The sequence below is a fragment of the Limosilactobacillus caecicola genome, assembly GCF_943192935.1.
GTDB classification, from domain to species: domain Bacteria; phylum Bacillota; class Bacilli; order Lactobacillales; family Lactobacillaceae; genus Limosilactobacillus; species Limosilactobacillus caecicola.
The window spans coordinates 242842-259649 of the sequence record NZ_CALPCI010000001.1 but is presented as its reverse complement, the minus strand read 5'-3'; the positions used below and the strand labels follow the sequence as shown (position 1 = coordinate 259649).

General features: G+C 44.8%; 17 protein-coding genes. 10 read left to right on the top strand and 7 right to left on the bottom strand.

The features are described from left to right. Window positions 1–18 precede the first annotated feature (18 nt). Window positions 19–438 (bottom strand): PAS domain-containing protein, encoded by a 420-nt coding sequence (locus NFR43_RS01275; protein ID WP_251545680.1) that lies wholly within the window; start codon window positions 436–438, stop codon window positions 19–21. Between the two features lie 11 nt (window positions 439–449). Then, on the bottom strand, window positions 450–1409 hold the full coding sequence (locus NFR43_RS01270) for a sugar-binding transcriptional regulator (RefSeq protein WP_251545678.1): 960 nt from the start codon (window positions 1407–1409) through the stop codon (window positions 450–452). A 140-nt stretch (window positions 1410–1549) separates the two neighbouring features. Between NFR43_RS01270 and deoC the strand changes: the two genes are divergently transcribed. The 8 genes from deoC (at window position 1550) to sufU (ending at window position 9127) form a co-directional block, all read left to right on the top strand. Next, entirely contained in the window at window positions 1550–2203 is a 654-nt protein-coding gene (gene deoC / locus NFR43_RS01265; protein WP_251545675.1) for a deoxyribose-phosphate aldolase, read from the top strand. Window positions 2204–2234: 31 nt separating this feature from the next. Further along, window positions 2235–3251 carry an aldose 1-epimerase family protein gene (locus NFR43_RS01260; RefSeq protein ID WP_251545673.1) on the top strand — a complete coding sequence of 339 codons (1017 nt, stop codon included), beginning with the start codon at window positions 2235–2237 and terminating at the stop codon, window positions 3249–3251. Window positions 3252–3263: 12 nt separating this feature from the next. After that, window positions 3264–4214: a ribokinase gene (gene rbsK / locus NFR43_RS01255; protein ID WP_251545671.1), complete on the top strand. Its 951-nt coding sequence runs from the start codon at window positions 3264–3266 to the stop codon at window positions 4212–4214. Window positions 4215–4540: 326 nt separating this feature from the next. Continuing rightward, window positions 4541–5470 carry a ribokinase gene (rbsK, locus tag NFR43_RS01250; protein ID WP_251545669.1) on the top strand — a complete coding sequence of 310 codons (930 nt, stop codon included), beginning with the start codon at window positions 4541–4543 and terminating at the stop codon, window positions 5468–5470. Between the two features lie 24 nt (window positions 5471–5494). Further along, window positions 5495–5890 carry a D-ribose pyranase gene (gene rbsD / locus NFR43_RS01245; protein ID WP_251545667.1) on the top strand — a complete coding sequence of 132 codons (396 nt, stop codon included), beginning with the start codon at window positions 5495–5497 and terminating at the stop codon, window positions 5888–5890. Between the two features lie 26 nt (window positions 5891–5916). Then, window positions 5917–7266: an L-fucose:H+ symporter permease gene (gene fucP, locus NFR43_RS01240; RefSeq protein WP_251545665.1), complete on the top strand. Its 1350-nt coding sequence runs from the start codon at window positions 5917–5919 to the stop codon at window positions 7264–7266. Between the two features lie 198 nt (window positions 7267–7464). Continuing rightward, a complete protein-coding gene (locus NFR43_RS01235; RefSeq protein ID WP_275087082.1) occupies window positions 7465–8694 on the top strand; it encodes an aminotransferase class V-fold PLP-dependent enzyme in 1230 nt (409 codons plus the stop codon). Then, window positions 8681–9127 (top strand): Fe-S cluster assembly sulfur transfer protein SufU, encoded by a 447-nt coding sequence (gene sufU, locus NFR43_RS01230; protein ID WP_251545663.1) that lies wholly within the window; start codon window positions 8681–8683, stop codon window positions 9125–9127. The genes NFR43_RS01235 and sufU overlap by 14 nt, the downstream gene beginning before the upstream one ends. Window positions 9128–9167: 40 nt before the next feature. Here sufU and msrA read toward each other — a convergent pair whose 3' ends face one another. The 3 genes from msrA to NFR43_RS01215 all read right to left on the bottom strand — a co-directional run bounded on the left by msrA (window position 9168) and on the right by NFR43_RS01215 (window position 11405). Further along, window positions 9168–9689, bottom strand: coding sequence for a peptide-methionine (S)-S-oxide reductase MsrA (gene msrA / locus NFR43_RS01225; RefSeq protein ID WP_251545660.1), 522 nt, complete (start codon window positions 9687–9689; stop codon window positions 9168–9170). A 14-nt stretch (window positions 9690–9703) separates the two neighbouring features. Then, entirely contained in the window at window positions 9704–10549 is an 846-nt protein-coding gene (locus NFR43_RS01220; RefSeq protein ID WP_251545658.1) for a MetQ/NlpA family ABC transporter substrate-binding protein, read from the bottom strand. Between the two features lie 355 nt (window positions 10550–10904). Beyond that, window positions 10905–11405, bottom strand: a complete 501-nt coding sequence (locus NFR43_RS01215; protein WP_251546190.1) for a flavodoxin family protein — start codon at window positions 11403–11405, stop codon at window positions 10905–10907. A gap of 154 nt (window positions 11406–11559) precedes the next feature. Between NFR43_RS01215 and NFR43_RS01210 the strand changes: the two genes are divergently transcribed. Both NFR43_RS01210 and NFR43_RS01205 read left to right on the top strand, forming a co-directional pair. Then, window positions 11560–13110 carry an ABC-F family ATP-binding cassette domain-containing protein gene (locus NFR43_RS01210; RefSeq protein WP_251545656.1) on the top strand — a complete coding sequence of 517 codons (1551 nt, stop codon included), beginning with the start codon at window positions 11560–11562 and terminating at the stop codon, window positions 13108–13110. A 228-nt stretch (window positions 13111–13338) separates the two neighbouring features. After that, complete coding sequence (locus NFR43_RS01205) at window positions 13339–14739, top strand: SLC45 family MFS transporter (protein ID WP_407658115.1); 1401 nt, start codon at window positions 13339–13341, stop codon at window positions 14737–14739. A 66-nt stretch (window positions 14740–14805) separates the two neighbouring features. Here NFR43_RS01205 and NFR43_RS01200 read toward each other — a convergent pair whose 3' ends face one another. Then, on the bottom strand, window positions 14806–15564 hold the full coding sequence (locus tag NFR43_RS01200; protein ID WP_251545654.1) for a YibE/F family protein: 759 nt from the start codon (window positions 15562–15564) through the stop codon (window positions 14806–14808). Beyond that, entirely contained in the window at window positions 15561–16679 is a 1119-nt protein-coding gene (locus NFR43_RS01195; protein WP_251545652.1) for a YibE/F family protein, read from the bottom strand. The genes NFR43_RS01200 and NFR43_RS01195 overlap by 4 nt, the downstream gene beginning before the upstream one ends. Window positions 16680–16808 lie beyond the last annotated feature (129 nt).

Below are 16808 nucleotides of genomic sequence, written 5' to 3'. Positions count from 1 at the left end.
AAGCGGGACTTCGTGTTTTTAATGATGAAAAATTTGCTTAAGATTTCGCCACAGGGAGCCAGACTGTTGGTGGTTAGTAACGTCTTGGGTCACCTCAACACAACCGAGATAATTATTTTGCTCATCGCGGAGGGCATAAAAGGCGATGTTGACGGGGCGATCATGGTACTTAATCATTAAATTAATTGAATCACGACCACCACTGTGCATGTCGTGGAGAACCTGCTTCACATGCTTTTGACTGTGGCCGGGATGAACTTCCAACACATGTTTGCCGAGGTCATCAGCGGTTCGTTTAAAGAGTCGGTGCCGATTAGCAGACGACCACCGAATAATGTCGTGTTCATCGATAAAATCGAATTCTACCGGAATGGTTTCAAAAATGCTATTGAGTTGATTTAATTTGAGTGAACCGCCTTTGAGGTTAACTTCTTCCATTCGAATCTCCTTTACATCGTCAGTAACTTCTGTGCGTCAACAATATCTGTGATCAGAACGTTGGGGTAGCCACCACATAAAGCCGCGTGAATGGCGGGTAATTTTTCAATTCCCCCGGCCACTAAAATGGATTCACGTTTCTTCTTGAGTTCGCTGGGATTTAGGGACATCGTCCGCTCGGCAATCTTTGGGGCCGCAATCGTACCATCTTTATTGATAAACTGGGACAAAATATCGCCAACCGCGTGTTCTTCCAAATAGTTAATTTGGGCTTGGTTAAAATAGCCAAGCTGGAAGAGCATCGCTTCCGGTCGGACCGTTCCGACGGTATACAGGGCGATTTGGGCTTGCTGACCTTTTTGAATGATGCGCTTGATAAATTGGTCTTGGGACACAATATCATGGGTTTTTTGATGGTCAAAGATCACGGGCACTGGTAAGATTTCGGTTTGGGTGTGGAAAGCAGTATTAAAACGTTCCGTCACAATGCTGGAATAGTTATTGTGCGTCGAATTGGAAACCGTTCCCTTGAGATAGACCGTCGAGACGTTCTGGCGGGCGTTTGTTGTGAGATGTTTAGCCACTGCCGCCATTGTCGTTCCCCATGTCAAACCGATGATGTCATTATTTTGGACAACAGTACTCAAATAGTGAGCCGCTAATTCCCCAATCTGGTCTAGGACACTAGTATACGAAGATCCAATTTGATCTGCAATTAAGACCTTTTTGAGGCCATACTTCGTTGCTAATTTTTGAGGCAGATCCGGTACTTTTTCAAATGGGTTATTAATTTTAATTTGAACAATATTTTGGTCTTGGGCCAACTGGAGGAGTCGCGAGATTGTCGGTCGCGATAAATTTAACTTTTTGGCAATTGCCGTTTGGCTAATTTTATCGAGATAGTATAACCGACTGACTTCTACAGCCGCCTTCATTTGGGCGGTATTTTTAGCTGACAGTGACAAGATCATCACCTCCGTTTGCAAACGCTTGTCTTTTACTATTTTTCATTTTAGCTATTTACAAATGTAAAAGCAAGGGTTAACATGAAAACGTATTCAAAACATGAAAGCGCAATCATGTTAGATTGCGGAGGAGGATTTTATTCATTATGGAATTTAACAAATATATTGACCACACGTTGTTGGCACCAGACGCAACTGAAGAACAAGTGGACACGGTTATCAAACAAGCAATTGACAATCATTTCCACACCGTCATGATCAATCCTTACTGGGTTGCAAAGACGCACAAGGCACTTGAAGGCACGGACGTTAAGACTGCTTGTGTGATTGGCTTCCCTCTCGGGGCTAACACGACTAAGATCAAGGTTGCCGAAGCACAAGATGCGATTGATAACGGCGTCGATGAACTTGACATGGTGATGAACATCGGTGAAATGAAGTCCGGTCACTATGACAAGGTGGAAGAAGACATTCAAGCCGTTGTCGATGCTGGTCACGCTGCTAACAAAGTGGTGAAGGTCATTATCGAAACCTGCCTGTTAACTGATGATGAAATCACTAAGGCTTCAGAAATCGTTGCCAAGACTGGGGCTGACTTTGTTAAGACGTCAACTGGTTTCTCCACTCAAGGGGCAACTGTTCACGCCGTTGAATTAATGGCAGCTGCTACCAAGGGCACGGATACTGCAGTGAAGGCTTCTGGTGGTATTCACAGCGCTGCAGAAGCCCAAGCAATGATTGATGCCGGTGCCACCCGGTTAGGGGTTAGCCACAGTATGGCCATTATTGGTAAGGAATAAGTCGTTACGGATTAATTAATGAGGTGAAATCATGAAACGATTTAATTTAAGTCATGCAATGTTCTCTGACGCCAAGTACTTATTGTACGAAGATGATCACTTCAAGGCAGAAACCTACAAGTTTCCGGCTGGGGTCGAAGCAATCAAGGTATCTAACAGCCGTGGTTATTTAACCTTGTTGCCATTTTATGGCCTAATCATTTGGGATGCTGTCTTTGACGGGATTCAATTAAAGGAAAAGGATGGTTTCAAACAACCACACTGGGGAAACCAAATTGCCGATACATACGGTGCCTTTGAATTTACTTCTGGATTACTTGCCAATGGGAACCCTGGTCCTGAAGACACCCACGTTCAACACGGGGAAGCCGCTACTGCGCGGATGGACCACGCATACTTAGAAATCGGTGATGATACCCTCACCGTCAAGAGTGACTACGAATATATCAAAGGCTTTGGTGACCACTACATCGAAACACCTTCCGTCACCCTGCACAAGGACAGCGGTCTCTTCGACATTCGGCAACACGTTAAGAACCTGTCAGGCTGTGCACCAATGACGTTGCAATACATGTGCCACCTTTGCTACACCTACGTTGACAATGCCGTTATGACTTCCAATATTCCTGACGAGGCCTTCCAATTACGGACTTCCGTTCCTGACCACGTTCACCCAACACCAGAATGGACGAAGTTTACTGATGAATTGGAAAAGAGCGGCAAGTTGATTGATAAACTTGACGACGCTAGTCATTACGACCCAGAAATTGTCTTCTTCTCTAAGGACTTGCGTCAATACACGGACAAGGCTGAATTCCGGATGGATCTGGGCAATGGGCACAGCATTTTAACGACTTACAGCACCGAAAACTTGCCAATTGTTACCCGGTGGATTCTCTATAATGCTGATCAACAAGTTGCAGCATACTGTTTACCAGGAACTTGTACGCCAGAAGGGCAGCATGCTGCCCGCGAAGCCGGCACACTGATCATGCTTCAACCAGGTGAAGAAAAAGACTTCCACGTAGTTACAGGACTTGAAAAATAGGAGGGGTTTAAGATGACTCACGATATTACAGTAATTGGTTCCAACATGATGGAGCTTTCAACGGATGTTGACCGGATGCCGGAACTAGGGGAAACCGTTGCGGCGCCAGATTTTCACATGGCCTTTGGTGGTAAAGGGGCTAACCAAGCTTATGCCGCCTCACAACTTGGTTCCAATGTGGCGATGATTTCAAAAGTTGGATCTGATATGCTGGGGCGTGAGTATCTTAAGCACTTCAAGGAAAGCGGCATCGACGTTTCTGGAGTTAGTGTGGGCAAAAAGAGTAATGGGGTTGCGCCATGCTTTATTCAAGGCAACATGAACAGCATCATTATTGTTCAAGGGGCCAATAGTGAATTGACTCCAGAAGCCCTCGAGGATTACTGTGACATTATCAAAAACTCCAAGTTGATTGTCCTTCAACAAGAAATCTCGTTAGCAACTGACTATAAGGCAATTGAAATGGCTCACGAATATGGTGTACCAGTTATGCTAAATCCGGCGCCTGCCAACGACCACATTGATATTCAACACGTCGCAATGTGTAAATTCTACTCACCAAATGAGACCGAACTGGGGCGGTTAACGAAGATGCCAATTGACACGATTGACCAAATTAAGGCCGCTGCACACAAGTTAGTTGACTTGGGCGTCAAGAACGTGATTGTGACAATTGGTTCCCGGGGTGCGCTCTGGGTTGATAAGGATCACGAAGAATTAATTCCTTCTTACAAGGTCAAGGCGGTTGATTCGATTGGTGCCGGTGATTCCTTTGTTGGGGCCTTCTCCCACTACTATACACAAGGGGAAGACATTAGCACTGCTTTGAAACACGCCAATGCCTATGCCGCAGTGACGGTTACCCGTGAAGGTAGTCAAACCTCATACCCAATAGCCGCAGAATTGCCTGCTTTACAAAAGAAATTGGGAATTGATGTGACCAATGAATTAGTTGGTGCTTAATCCTTATTTTCCAAGCGTTGCGCGACTTGAAGCACAACGCTTTTTTGGTGGTGGCAGCTCAAGCTTTCACAAACAAACCGGTTTCATTTGGTTGAGATTATTTGTAAGCGATAACAACCCGGGTGGGTTCCAGAAAAAATTTTCTAAAAAATTTGAACGAATGTGAAACGGCGAACGTATACGTTTTCATGCTGTTTTCATTGCTAAAACGTTATACTTGTTGTCGTAATAGTCTTGCAAACGATTTCTTTGTGTGATAAATTATGAACTGTTAACGAATGTAAAACGATTTACGTGATTTTACTGAACAATAGGAGGATTACAGTATGTCAAACAAGATTGCGGTACTCGGTAGTATTAATGTTGATACCACTTACCACATGGATCGTTTCCCAGAACCTGGTGAAACCCTCCAAGCTAAAGACAAGTCTTCTGCTCCTGGTGGTAAGGGTGCTAACCAATCAGTTGCTTGTGCTCGCTCTGGAGCTAAGACTTACCACATTGGGATGGTTGGTGCTGACCAAGAAGGTAAGTTCATGCGTGAATCAATGCAAGAAGATGACATTGATACCAAGTTTGTCGGCATCGACAAGATGCACGGGACTGGGACAGCCTTAGTTACTTTGGACGCTAATGGTCAAAATGACATCATGGTTTACGGTGGTGCCAACCAATCAATGACTAACGACGTTTTGAAGGGGACGGATGACTTATTCAAGGAAATTGATTTCATCATTACCCAATTTGAAACGCCACAAAGTGTTTCAGCTGAAGCATTTAAGCGTGCTAAGGACAACGGGGTCATCACGATTTTGAACCCTGCACCAGCTAAAGACATTGACCCAGAATTATTGAAGTACACTGACATGATTGCGCCAAACGAAACGGAAAGTGCTTTGTTGACTGGCATCAAGATCACTGATGAAGATTCAATGGTTAAGACCGCTGAATACTTCAAGAGCAAGGGTGTGCCAAACTTATTGATCACCTTAGGTTCAAAAGGGGTCTTCTATTCCACACCAGATGGTCATGGTTTGGTACCAGCCTTCAAGGTCAAGGCCGTTGATACGACTGCTGCTGGTGATACGTTCATCGGTGCGTTGACTTCACAATTGAAGACCGATTTGAGCAACATTGCTGATGCACTGGTTTATGCTCAACGGGCTTCAAGCTTAACGGTTCAAAAGATGGGTGCCGCTCCTTCAATTCCAACTTACGACGAAGTGAAGGCCGCACTTGCCGAAAGCGGCAAATAGGATTTTTGAAAGGAGAACATTAAAATGAAAAAGACTGGAATTTTAAATTCAGAGGTTGCTTCCGTTGTGGCTGGAATGGGTCACATGGACTGGTTATCAATTGGTGATGCCGGTATGCCAGTTCCAATGGGCACCAAGAAGATTGACCTTTGCTTAGATAAAGAAGAACCAAGCTTCATGGACGTCTTAAACAACGTTTTGAAGGAACTCAAGGTTCAAAAGATCTACTTGGCTGACGAAATCAAGACTGACAACCCCCAACAATTAGAAAACATCAAGAAGGCTTTGCCAGATGTTGAAATTGAATTCATGCCTCACGCCGATCTGAAGAAAAACTTGGCGAAGACGCATGCCTTCATCCGGACTGGTGAAATGACACCATTCTCCAACGTCATTCTTGAATCTGGCGTAACGTTCTAGGTCGTTATTTAGAAAGAGGTTAAAACATGGACGCTCCAAAAAAGCAATCATGGGTTCAATTACCTGATGGTTATTTAAGTAAAACGCCAATTTGGCAATACATTTTAGTTACCTTGGTCTTCCCATTCTGGGCAATGGCCGCAGCATTGAATGACATCTTGATCACTCAGTTCAAGACCGTCTTTACTTTAAACGATACGGCAACCGCACTTGTTCAATTTGCTTTCTACGGTGGTTACTTCTTAATCGCTTTACCTGCCGCATCAATTATTCGGAAGAACACGTATAAATTTGCTATTTTAACTGGTTTGACATTCTTTATTATCGGATGTGCATTGTTCTTCCCAGCTTCTCACATGGCTACTTACGGAATGTTCCTGGGTGCCGTCTTCGTTATCGCCATTGGTTTAAGTTTCTTGGAAACTTCCTGTGATACTTACGCTACGATGATGGGACCGAAGAGTAGTGCTAACCTGCGGATCAACATTTCTCAATTATTGATTCCAATTGGTAACATTACTGGGATCGTGTTAGGTAAGTACCTTGTCTTTGCCGGCCACGGTAACATGGAAGACGAAGTTAAGGGCATGAATGCAGCTCAAAAGCTTGCTTACAACAAAGAAGTGCTGCAATTGACTTTGAAGCCTTACAAGTACATCCTGGTTGCCCTGATTATTCTCTTCATCTTGATTGCCGTTACTCACATGCCTTATTCCAAGGCTGCTACTAAGAAGGATGCTAGTGGTGTTGAAGAAAAGAAGCCATCAACTGGCGAATCAGTTAGCTACTTAATTCACAACAGTCGCTTCATGAAGGCCGTTGGTGCTCAATTCCTTTACGCCGGAATGCAAACCTGTGTCTGGTCCTTTACCATTCGGTTTGCTTTGCGGATCATCCCTGGTATTACTGACCACGCCGCAACTAACTACATGATTATCGGTTACGCTGCCTTCTTCATTGGTAAGTTGCCTGCTACTTGGTTGATGCACCGCTTCTCCATCACCAAGGTTATGGCTTGGTACGGAATCCTTGGCACTTTGAGCTTAGTCTTTGCCTTCACTTACCACGGAACTGCAGCTATCTGGGGTGCCGTAATGAGTGACTTCTTCTTCGGACCATTCTGGCCAACGATTTACTCCCATGGTTTGGACCAAATCCACGAAAAGAAGTACACCGAAACTGGTGGTGCCTTCATGGTTATGTCCTTAATCGGTGGTTCACTTGTTCCATTGCTCATGGGTCGGGTTTCTGACCTTTCTGGCTCAATGCAACTTTCCTTCCTTGTTCCAGCAATTTGTTTCGCATTAATTGCGATCTACTTCTTTACTGAACACCGTTGGGAAATGGCTCACCCAGATCAAGTTCAAGAACACTAATTTTTATCCAACAATGTTATAATTAAGAGGTTTGAAAACGAGGTTTTCAAGCCTCTTTTATTTTATGAAAAATTAGGAGGATCAAGATGAGTTGGTGGATTTACGTAATCATTGTCGTCGTATGCTTTATTATCGGAACGGTCTGGAGTTATCGTAAAAATCGTCGTCAAAAATAATTAGAATGGGGCGCAGTAATTCGTGATTAATCTTCAACAAGTCCGGGCTGACTTTCCAATTCTGGAACAACGGGTGAATGGGGAGCCGTTGGTTTATTTTGATAATGCGGCGACTTCACAAACTCCTGTGTCAGTGTTGGACGCGATGCGAAACTATTATTTAACCGAAAATGCGAACGTGCATCGTGGTGTGCATACCTTAGCAGAGCGGGCCACAGAACACTACGAACGCGTTCGGCAGCAAGTAGCTAATTTCATCCATGCCGCTTCTGCGGACGAGATTGTTTTTACCCGCTCAACGACCGAAAGTCTCAACTTGGTGGCTAGGGGGCTCGGTGACCAAATCCTGCAACCGGGTGATGAAATTGTGATTTCGATCATGGAACACCATAGTAATTTGGTACCATGGCAGGAAGTGGCGAAGCGTACCGGAGCGGTGCTCAAATATATCGAATTGAATGATCACCAGGAATTGGATCTTCAATCGGCTCAAGAACAGATCACACCACAAACGAAGATTGTTGCCGTTGCAGCGGCTTCAAACGTTTTAGGCACGGTGAACCCGGTAAAACAGCTCGGTAAATTAGCTCATGCGGCACATGCCTGGTTTGTCGTGGACGCTGCTCAATTTGTTGGCCATCATCCATTAGATGTGCAGGAATGGGATGCCGATTTGGTGGCTTTTTCGGGCCATAAAATGTATGGGCCAACCGGGATCGGCGTCCTGTACGTCCGTGAACAACTCCATGACCTGCTTCGCCCAGTTCAGTTTGGTGGAGAGATGGTCGAAACCGTCACCCGTGAACAAACGACGTTCAAAAAAGCGCCACTGGGGTTTGAAGCGGGAACCCCAGATATTAGTGGGGTCGTTGGCCTGGGAGCCGCAATTACCTACCTCCAAACGATTGGCTGGGAGAGCATTGAACACCAGGAACGGGTCTTGGTAAATTACTTGCTACCACAAATCAAGGCAATTGATCACGTGACCATGTACGGTCCCCAGGATCACCATACGGGCGTGTTTGCCTTTAATGTCCGTGGTGTCCATCCTCACGATGTGGCAACTGCGCTCGACCTGGCCGGCGTTGCTGTTCGTGCTGGTCATCATTGCGCTCAACCGTTGATGAGCACACTTGGTGTTACCGCAACGGCCCGGGCCAGTCTCGCGTTTTATAATACAAAAGCAGAATGTGATCAATTCATCAATGCGTTGACCGCAGTAAAGGAGTTCTTTATTAATGGGATTAGCTAAATTGAGCTTTTTATATCAGACCTTAGTGCTTGAACATGCTAAAACTCCCCACCATTACGCTGCTAATTTGCCAACGAATGGTCAGGAATTAACCCTCCATAATCCAACCTGTGGTGATACTATCAATGTCGCATTGCAACTGCAGGATCACCACCTTCATAATCTCTGCTTTAACGGCAGCGGGTGTTCGATTTCGCAAGCTTCGGCAAGCATGATGACGGAAGTACTCAATGGGAAAAGCGTGGACGAAGCTGACCAACTAATCCAGGCCTTTTTCGACCTGTGCATGGGGAAAGCAGTGTCACCGGAATTGCAAAAGCAACTTCAGGATGCTGCTATCATGGGGAGGGTCGCGGAATTTCCTGCCCGAATTAAGTGCGCGACACTATCTTGGCATGCAGTTCAAGACCTGCTTCAGAAAAAAACTGATTAATTTAAACAGGCGACCAACATCCCGTTGGTCGCCTGTGTGCTTATTTTTGCCAATGTTCTTTTTTAAATTGTTCCCGGCCGCCAGCTTCTTGCACCGCATAAGCTTCCGGATTTTTCTTGTAGAAAGCCTGGTGATAGTCTTCGGCCAAGTAGAACGGTTGCGCATCCTCAATCTTAGTAACGATTGGGTCGGTAAAAAGGGCACTTTCTTGCAGCCGCTTCTTGGAGGCTTCTGCAATTCGTCGTTGTTCGGCGTCTTTTACAAAGATGACCGGACGGTAATTATCACCACGATCCTGAAATTGACCGCTGGCGTCAGTCGGGTCAGTTTGTTGCCAGTAAATTTCTACCAGGTCCGCGTAAGAAATCTTCGCTGGGTCAAAGGTAATTTTGACGGCTTCGGTATGGCCAGTCGTGCCAGATTTCACTTGCTCATAAGTGGGATTAGCAACGTGGCCACCGGTGTAGCCGGATTCAACCTTTTCAATCCCTGGGTAGGTATCAAATGGTTCGACCATGCACCAGAAACAACCACCAGCGAAAATTGCAGTATCTAAATTCATGTTCAATTCCTCCTTTAGTTTTTACCGAAGATTGGCCAAGCAGCGATTTCAGAACCCTTGTAGGTTTTTTCGATCGCCTTCTTCGTTGCTTCGGTTTGGTAAGCAGCGACAACCTTTTTATATACGGGGTTGTTCTTGTTTTTGGCTTGCACTGCGATGATGTTAACGTATGGTTTAGCCTTCTTATTAACTGGTTCGAGGTAAATCGAATCCTTCTTCGGGTTCAAGTTAGCTGCTTCAGCGTAGTTCCCGTTGATAATTGAAGCGTCGACGGAGCTTAATGCACGGGCAGCGGTGGCCGGGTCGACTTCCTTAAATTTCAAATGTTTCGGATTACTTGTAATGTCATTTAGTGACGGTTTAATTCCGGAACTCTTCTTGACCTTAATCAAGCCAGCTGATTGAAGGACGTTGAGTCCCCGACCAAGAGTGGTGGGTTCGTTTGGAATGGCGATTGTCGCCCCGTCCGGGAGGTCCTTGATACTCTTATATTTTTTAGAATAGACGCCCAGTGGTGAAATGACGGTGTTACCGATGGAAGTCAGGTGGGCGTGTTCCTTTTTATTATAGGAATCAAAGTAGTAACGGGTGAGGCAAGAATGCATGTCAATTTTGCCTTCCTTGAGGGCTACATCTGGTTGAACGTAGTCGTTGAAAGTGACGTATTTAATCGTGATTCCTTGCTTCTTTAAGCGGGCGCGGACATTATCCCACACTGGTTGGGAATCCGTTCCCACCAAGCCGAGCCGGACAACCTTATTTTGAGTCGTAGTCCGGTGATGGATGAATCCGATGATTCCGCCAATGACGATAATGGTAATGATGATGAGACTAATTAACCCTGTATGACGCTTTTTCATAAGACATCCTCCTCAGATTAGAAAAGAAAAAACGTCCCTGGAAATGACGATAGTCACTCCCAGGGACGTCGAAAACGTGTTACCACCCTGCTTCAGTATCCGGTAGATACCCTTAACCAACTCACCAACAGGAAAGTTGAAACGTTTGTAACGGTTGCTAGGCCGTAGCTGACTGACAGCTTCACTGCTTGCCAACTAGATTGCTTTCAAGACCATCTTCGTTAACCATTTCAGGATCACCTTTCAGCCCCATGGTGACTCTCTGGACGAGAAATCGGTAACTACTCATCTTTTCTAATCGTTTTTTAATTTATCTGCGATTATACTAACCGAAGTTTAATTTAGTGTCAACCCTTTACAAAGATTTTCCTAGTTCATAGGCCACCTGCGGATAAAAGCGGAGGTGGTCCGGCCCCGTTACCTTCCCGGCCAAGACTTGACCGCCAAACCGCCAGCCAAATTCATCAAAAATTTCTTTGAATTCTGATTTGACGTGGTCAAAATTGTCCGTGGTCGAAACTGCGATCAGGACCCCGGTTTTTTCTTGCCGGAGTTCGTGATCCCAAAACTGCATATAATCAACGACGGTTTTCATTTGCGCTGACATGCCAAACAGGTAGAGGGGCGTTGTGAAGACAATGGTATCAGCCAGTGACATTGCTTGTTTTAACTGGTCCAATCGTTGATCTGTTAATTGAAAATTATTTTCCTGATCAACACTCAACATGGGGAGGGGATTGACCCCCACGTCAAATTGGGTGACCTCCTGTCCGGCCTCCTGTGCACCGGTGCTGAATTGATCAGTAATCGCTCGTACGGCACCATTTTTTCGTGGACTACCATTAATAATTAACATGCTCACGATAATCCCTCCAGTTTGTCTCGTTATTTATAATTCGTTAAATATTACTATCTCTATCTTAGCACTTTTTAAACTTTTTTGTTGTTTTCTATCGGATAAATTGGTATGATTATCTGTATTTGAGTAAATTGAACGGGGGATGAACTACGTGGCAGTGTTAGATGTGACCGGACTGACCATGAGTTTTGCCGACAAAAAACTTTATGATGATGCTAATTTTCAGCTAGAAAAGGGCGAACACATGGGAGTTGTCGGACAAAATGGTGCCGGTAAATCGACCTTGATTAAGATCCTGATCGGCAAGGAATTACCGGTGGCAGGCCAAATCAAGTGGCAAAAAAATACGAAAATCGGCTACCTTGACCAGTACGTTGATATTCCTCACGGCATGACCCTGATCGAATTTTTACACACTGCTTTTCAGGACCTTTACGATACCAACGAGCAGATGAACCAGTTGTATGCTGAATATGCAACCGCAATGGACGATGAGTTATTGACGAAGGCTGGACGGTTGCAAGAAAAGCTGGATGCCAATCATTTTTACGAAATCGAAACCGAAATTGAGCGGGTGATGTCAGGCCTGGGTTTGAACGAAATTGGCAAAGATCATGTGGTATCGGAAATGAGTGGTGGTCAACGTTCCAAAATCATTTTGGCCAAGATGCTCTTGGAAAACCCCGACGTGATTTTGCTTGATGAACCGACTAATTACTTGGATACGGCCCACATCGAGTGGCTAATCGACTACTTGAATGGTTTTGATGGCGCGGCAATGATCATTTCCCATGATTATGATTTTTTGGAACAGGTGACGAATTCAATCGTCGACGTCGCCTTTGGCAAAATTACTAAGTACCGGGGAAGCTTCCAACAGGCGATGCGCCAAAAGGAAGAACGAAAGGAAACTCAGCAACGCGAGTACGAAAAGCAACAAGAAGCAATTGAAAAGGCCCAACGGTTTATCCGGAAAAATAAGGCGGGTTCCAAGTCGAATCTGGCCAAATCCCGGGAAAAAATGTTGGCGCGAATGGACCGGATTGATCCGCCATCGGATAACCTCCAGGCCAGTTTCAAATTTCCGTATGAAAATACGGGTTCCGCAAACGCCCTCCGGGTCACCAATTTATCTGTTGGGTATGGGCATCCCTTACTAAAGCCAGTGACCTTTTCGATGACCATGGGTGAAAAACTGCTGTTTACTGGCTTTAACGGGGTTGGAAAATCAACCTTGATCAAATCCATTCTGGGGAAAATTCCTGCGTTAGCGGGGCATGCGGAATTTTCGCCCTCGGCGATCGTGAATTATTTTGACCAGGATTTGGAATGGGACGATCCGCAGCTGACGCCATTGCAAACCATCCAGAACTTGTTTCCAACCATGATGCCGAAGACGATCCGCCAACGGCTCGCCCGGGCGGGAATTAATGCAGCCAATACGCAAAAACCGCTGCACCTGCTTTCTGGTGGTGAGCAGACGAAGGTAAAGTTAGCAATTTTGGAATTAACGCCAAGTAACTTCTTGGTGATGGACGAACCAACCAACCACCTCGATGACGAAACCAAGGAAGGTTTAAAAAAGGCCCTGCAGCAATTTCCGGGGAACCTGATTCTGGTTAGCCACGAAGCAAGCTTTACCAACGGTTGGTTTGATAAGGTCCTTAATGTTGAAAAGCTTAGTTTAAAAAAGCAATTGTAAGAACAATTGATTGACGTTCCGGGTGACCGGGACGTTTTTTTGAGAGAAAATGTAAACGTTTTCTTAAAAACTATTGCAAATTGGTCAAAAGGTGTTAGTATGAGAATTGTAGTTAATGTAAACGCTTACGCAAGATAGTTGTCTACAGAAATAAAGAATACTGCTTTGTTTGCAATTATTCATTACTTTCCTTTATTTCTGCTGTCAGTTTCAATAGGGAGTGTAATTATGGATATGACACATAATGGTCACCAAGTCCATCAGGACCAGCCGGCGAAAAAGGCCCGGGTTGATCTGGATGCTGGCTTGCCTGACCTCTCAAAACGGGTGATCTTTGCGATTACTTTCGGTTTCTTAGGAATCAACATGGGCTTTTCGCTCCAAAGTTCCCAAATGAGTCGAATCTTCCAATCAATTGGTGCCAACCCGAATACGTTAGGGTTCTTCTTCATTTTCCCACCATTGATGGGGATGATTGTCCAACCACTGATTGGTAAGTATTCTGACCGGACCTGGAACCGGTTTGGCCGGCGGATGCCTTACTTACTGTTTGGGGCACCAATTGCCGCATTAGTTCTGTTGATGTTACCATTCTCCGGTTCATTTGGCTTTGGTTATGGTTCATTAGCCGCCATGATCTTTGCGGCCTTTGCCGTTTGTTTCATGGACCTGTTCAACAACATTTGTATGCAGCCATTCCGGATGATCGTTGGTGACATGGTTAACAACAAGCAAAAGAACTTTGCTTGGTCCTGGCAACAAATCTTCTTTAACACTGGTGGTATCTTAGCCTCCTTGCTGCCATTCATCTTTACCGCATTTGGGATGCACAACACCGCCAAAAAGGGTGTCGTACCAAACACCGTTATTTGGGCCTACATCGTGGCCGCTGCTGTGCTTCTCATTACGAGTATGTGGACCGTCTTCAACGTTAAGGAATACGATCCTGCTACTTATGCGAAGTATCATGGCATTGATCCTGCTGCAAACAAGAAGTCTGTTTCCCTCTGGCACTTGTTAAAGACCGCTCCAAAGGCCTTTTACGAAATTTGCCTGGTTCAATTCTTTAGCTGGGTTGGGGTTATGTACGTTTGGACCTACACGACTGGGACCTTGGCCAAGAATGTTTGGGGCACGACGAACCCAACTAGCGCTGGTTTCCAGGCCGCTGGTAACTGGTACGGGGTTTTGACCGCTGTCTTGAGTGTTGCCGGAATTTGTTGGGGCTTCCTGTACTCCAAGTCTAAGGCCAACGCCCGGAAGCAATGGTATGTTTTGGGCTTGACCCTTGGTGGAATTGGGTTGATCATGGTTGCGCTAGTTCACAACATCGCATTAACGGTGGTTGCGTTCATCCTCTTTGGGATCTCTTACTTCACCATTCACACCATTCCATTTACGCTGTTGACCTCCTCACTCAACGGTGAAAACGAAGGGGCCTACATTGGGCTCTTTAACATCGGAATTTGTTTACCACAAATTGTTGCTTCAATCTTAAGCTTTGTCATCTTCCCAATGACGGGCAAGAGTCAACCAACAATGATGTTGATTGCCGGGATCTCTCTGATTATTGGTGCGATCTGCGTTCACCAAATTCATGAAGGGGTTGCCGCTCACAAGGCCAACTAATAAATTGCTGCTTAGTTAAACCAAGCCCGTCAGAATGGATGTAATCCATCTTGACAGGCTTGGTTTTTATTGTTGATTTTGCTTATCGAGTTGACGATGCTTTAGAACCAGCGTGGTGACGGGAACAATTAACAACACGCCTAAAAATGACATTAATAACTCAATGAGTGCTTGACCTAAAATTTGGTTATTGATAATTTGTTCCAACGAATAATTGAGTTGTGAAAACCAAATAAATAGTGCTAATGAACTACCAAAAAGGCCAAAGAAAAGGGTATTGAGAGTCGTCCCAATAATTTGTTGTCCAATGTGGAACCCACTAAGGAGAAATTGGGTAGTGCTTAATTGTTGGTGTTCTAGAACTTCTTCTAAACCTGTGGCAACGGCGATCGAGGCCTCCGCAATTGCACCAAGGGAACTGAAAATCATCGAGACGGTCGCAATTTGTAAGAAGCTAATGCCAATTTGCACCGAAAAACCGGCGACCTCGTCACTTTGTTCGTTACTAAATCCTTGGATCATTGCGTGGTAATTAACCAGGACAATCAAACCGCTGAGGATGACTAGGACAATTAATGACGACCAAAAAGAGGTGGTGGTTACGGCGAGATCATCGTTGCCGGTAAAAATTGTTACTGCGAGGATACTAGTACCGACAACAATTAGAACGATGACGGGAGGAATTTGAAATGCCATGAGGGCGATGCCGATAAAAAGTAAAACAAAATTAATCACTAAGCCAAGGAAAGCCTGCCAACCATGCTTGTGACCGATTAATAACATCAGGATTAACAAGATGGTTGATAAAACAGAAATTGTACTCATTGATTATCCCTCCGTTGACCCAGTAGGTAAGCACCACAGCAACTGGTGAGTGGAATGGTTAGTAAAATACCAATGCCACTAATTAAGCTTTGTACCATTCCAAGCCCCATGTTCATGCTAAAAGTGTATCCCCAGCTATTACCATTCCGGAGGTAGAGGAGGCTCATGGTGATCGTGTCGGCGATAAAGATCAGAAATAAAACGTTAATTAATGGTCCCATAATGGCTTCACCAACCTTAATTCCAGATTTAAATAATTGGGCTTGCGTGATCTTTGAATCAACACTTTTCAGTTCATAGAGGGTCGCCATAATGTCACTAGCCTCATCCATGACAGCTCCCAGTGACCCCAAAATGGTTTCCGCAATGAACAGGGGAATGGGCTGCTGAGTGGCATAGTCTAGTGTTTCAAAGAGGACGCCTTTATTATTAGTGACCTTTAATACCACCACCCCGACGATGACGGATAAAAGGGTGCCACCAAGGGTTGCAATGAGGGTTGCTAACATCTTTTTGGAGGTTCCTAAAATTAGGGTGAGACTGACTAGGGTAAAAATGGTGGCAGCAAGGCTGGCAATCAGTAAAATTTGATTACCGTTCAAGAGGTTATTAACTTTAATCATGATGATTAAAAAGCCGGTATTGATGAGAACCCCCAATAAAGCCAACCAACCGGCCCGCTGCATTGAAAGGACAAGAATCGTCATGACCAGCCACAATAACATCGTAATTAACCGGTCCCGCTTCAACCCAACAATACTAGAGCTGAGCCTTCCTTGTTGCTGAGTAATGGGATTGAGGATGAGTAATTGTCCTCTTGAATAACGGTGACTCATGCCCTGAGATTTTGTGTAGGCATTATTAAGGATAATTTGATGATTCTTATAACGTCCATTAAGGATTCGAGCACGGATCTTTTGCTGAATTTGTTGATCAGTATTGTTGAATTCATCGTGAAGTGACTGATGTTGTGTAATGGTGGTTTGTTCGATTTTGGCCACCGGATTACGATAATAACGCTCGTTGGTACTGGTGAAGATTAATAATGCGGTACCAATGGCCAACATTAGAATGGTTACTGGCCAGTGAGAAAATTTTTTCAAAGCGTTCATCATCAAGCATTCTCCTTCTCTATTTACCGGTGCTAATAGTAATAGTTGCCATTTATCTAAACAAGTCTTTCAAATAAGCTTTGTGATTTCTTAAGATCTCTTAGTGATGAAGTGGTGGGGAGCTTTTTGCTA

Bases quoted from the DNA above. Each gene is read 5' to 3' on its own strand.
- NFR43_RS01275 (WP_251545680.1), bottom strand. From the start codon at position 438: ATGGAAGAAGTTAACCTCAAAGGCGGTTCACTCAAATTAAATCAACTC.
- NFR43_RS01270 (WP_251545678.1), bottom strand. From the start codon at position 1,409: ATGATCTTGTCACTGTCAGCTAAAAATACCGCCCAAATGAAGGCGGCT.
- deoC (WP_251545675.1), top strand. From the start codon at position 1,550: ATGGAATTTAACAAATATATTGACCACACGTTGTTGGCACCAGACGCA.
- NFR43_RS01260 (WP_251545673.1), top strand. From the start codon at position 2,235: ATGAAACGATTTAATTTAAGTCATGCAATGTTCTCTGACGCCAAGTAC.
- rbsK (WP_251545671.1), top strand. From the start codon at position 3,264: ATGACTCACGATATTACAGTAATTGGTTCCAACATGATGGAGCTTTCA.
- rbsK (WP_251545669.1), top strand. From the start codon at position 4,541: ATGTCAAACAAGATTGCGGTACTCGGTAGTATTAATGTTGATACCACT.
- rbsD (WP_251545667.1), top strand. From the start codon at position 5,495: ATGAAAAAGACTGGAATTTTAAATTCAGAGGTTGCTTCCGTTGTGGCT.
- fucP (WP_251545665.1), top strand. From the start codon at position 5,917: ATGGACGCTCCAAAAAAGCAATCATGGGTTCAATTACCTGATGGTTAT.
- sufU (WP_251545663.1), top strand. From the start codon at position 8,681: ATGGGATTAGCTAAATTGAGCTTTTTATATCAGACCTTAGTGCTTGAA.
- msrA (WP_251545660.1), bottom strand. From the start codon at position 9,689: ATGAATTTAGATACTGCAATTTTCGCTGGTGGTTGTTTCTGGTGCATG.
- NFR43_RS01220 (WP_251545658.1), bottom strand. From the start codon at position 10,549: ATGAAAAAGCGTCATACAGGGTTAATTAGTCTCATCATCATTACCATT.
- NFR43_RS01215 (WP_251546190.1), bottom strand. From the start codon at position 11,405: ATGTTAATTATTAATGGTAGTCCACGAAAAAATGGTGCCGTACGAGCG.
- NFR43_RS01205 (WP_407658115.1), top strand. From the start codon at position 13,339: ATGGATATGACACATAATGGTCACCAAGTCCATCAGGACCAGCCGGCG.
- NFR43_RS01200 (WP_251545654.1), bottom strand. From the start codon at position 15,564: ATGAGTACAATTTCTGTTTTATCAACCATCTTGTTAATCCTGATGTTA.
- NFR43_RS01195 (WP_251545652.1), bottom strand. From the start codon at position 16,679: ATGATGAACGCTTTGAAAAAATTTTCTCACTGGCCAGTAACCATTCTA.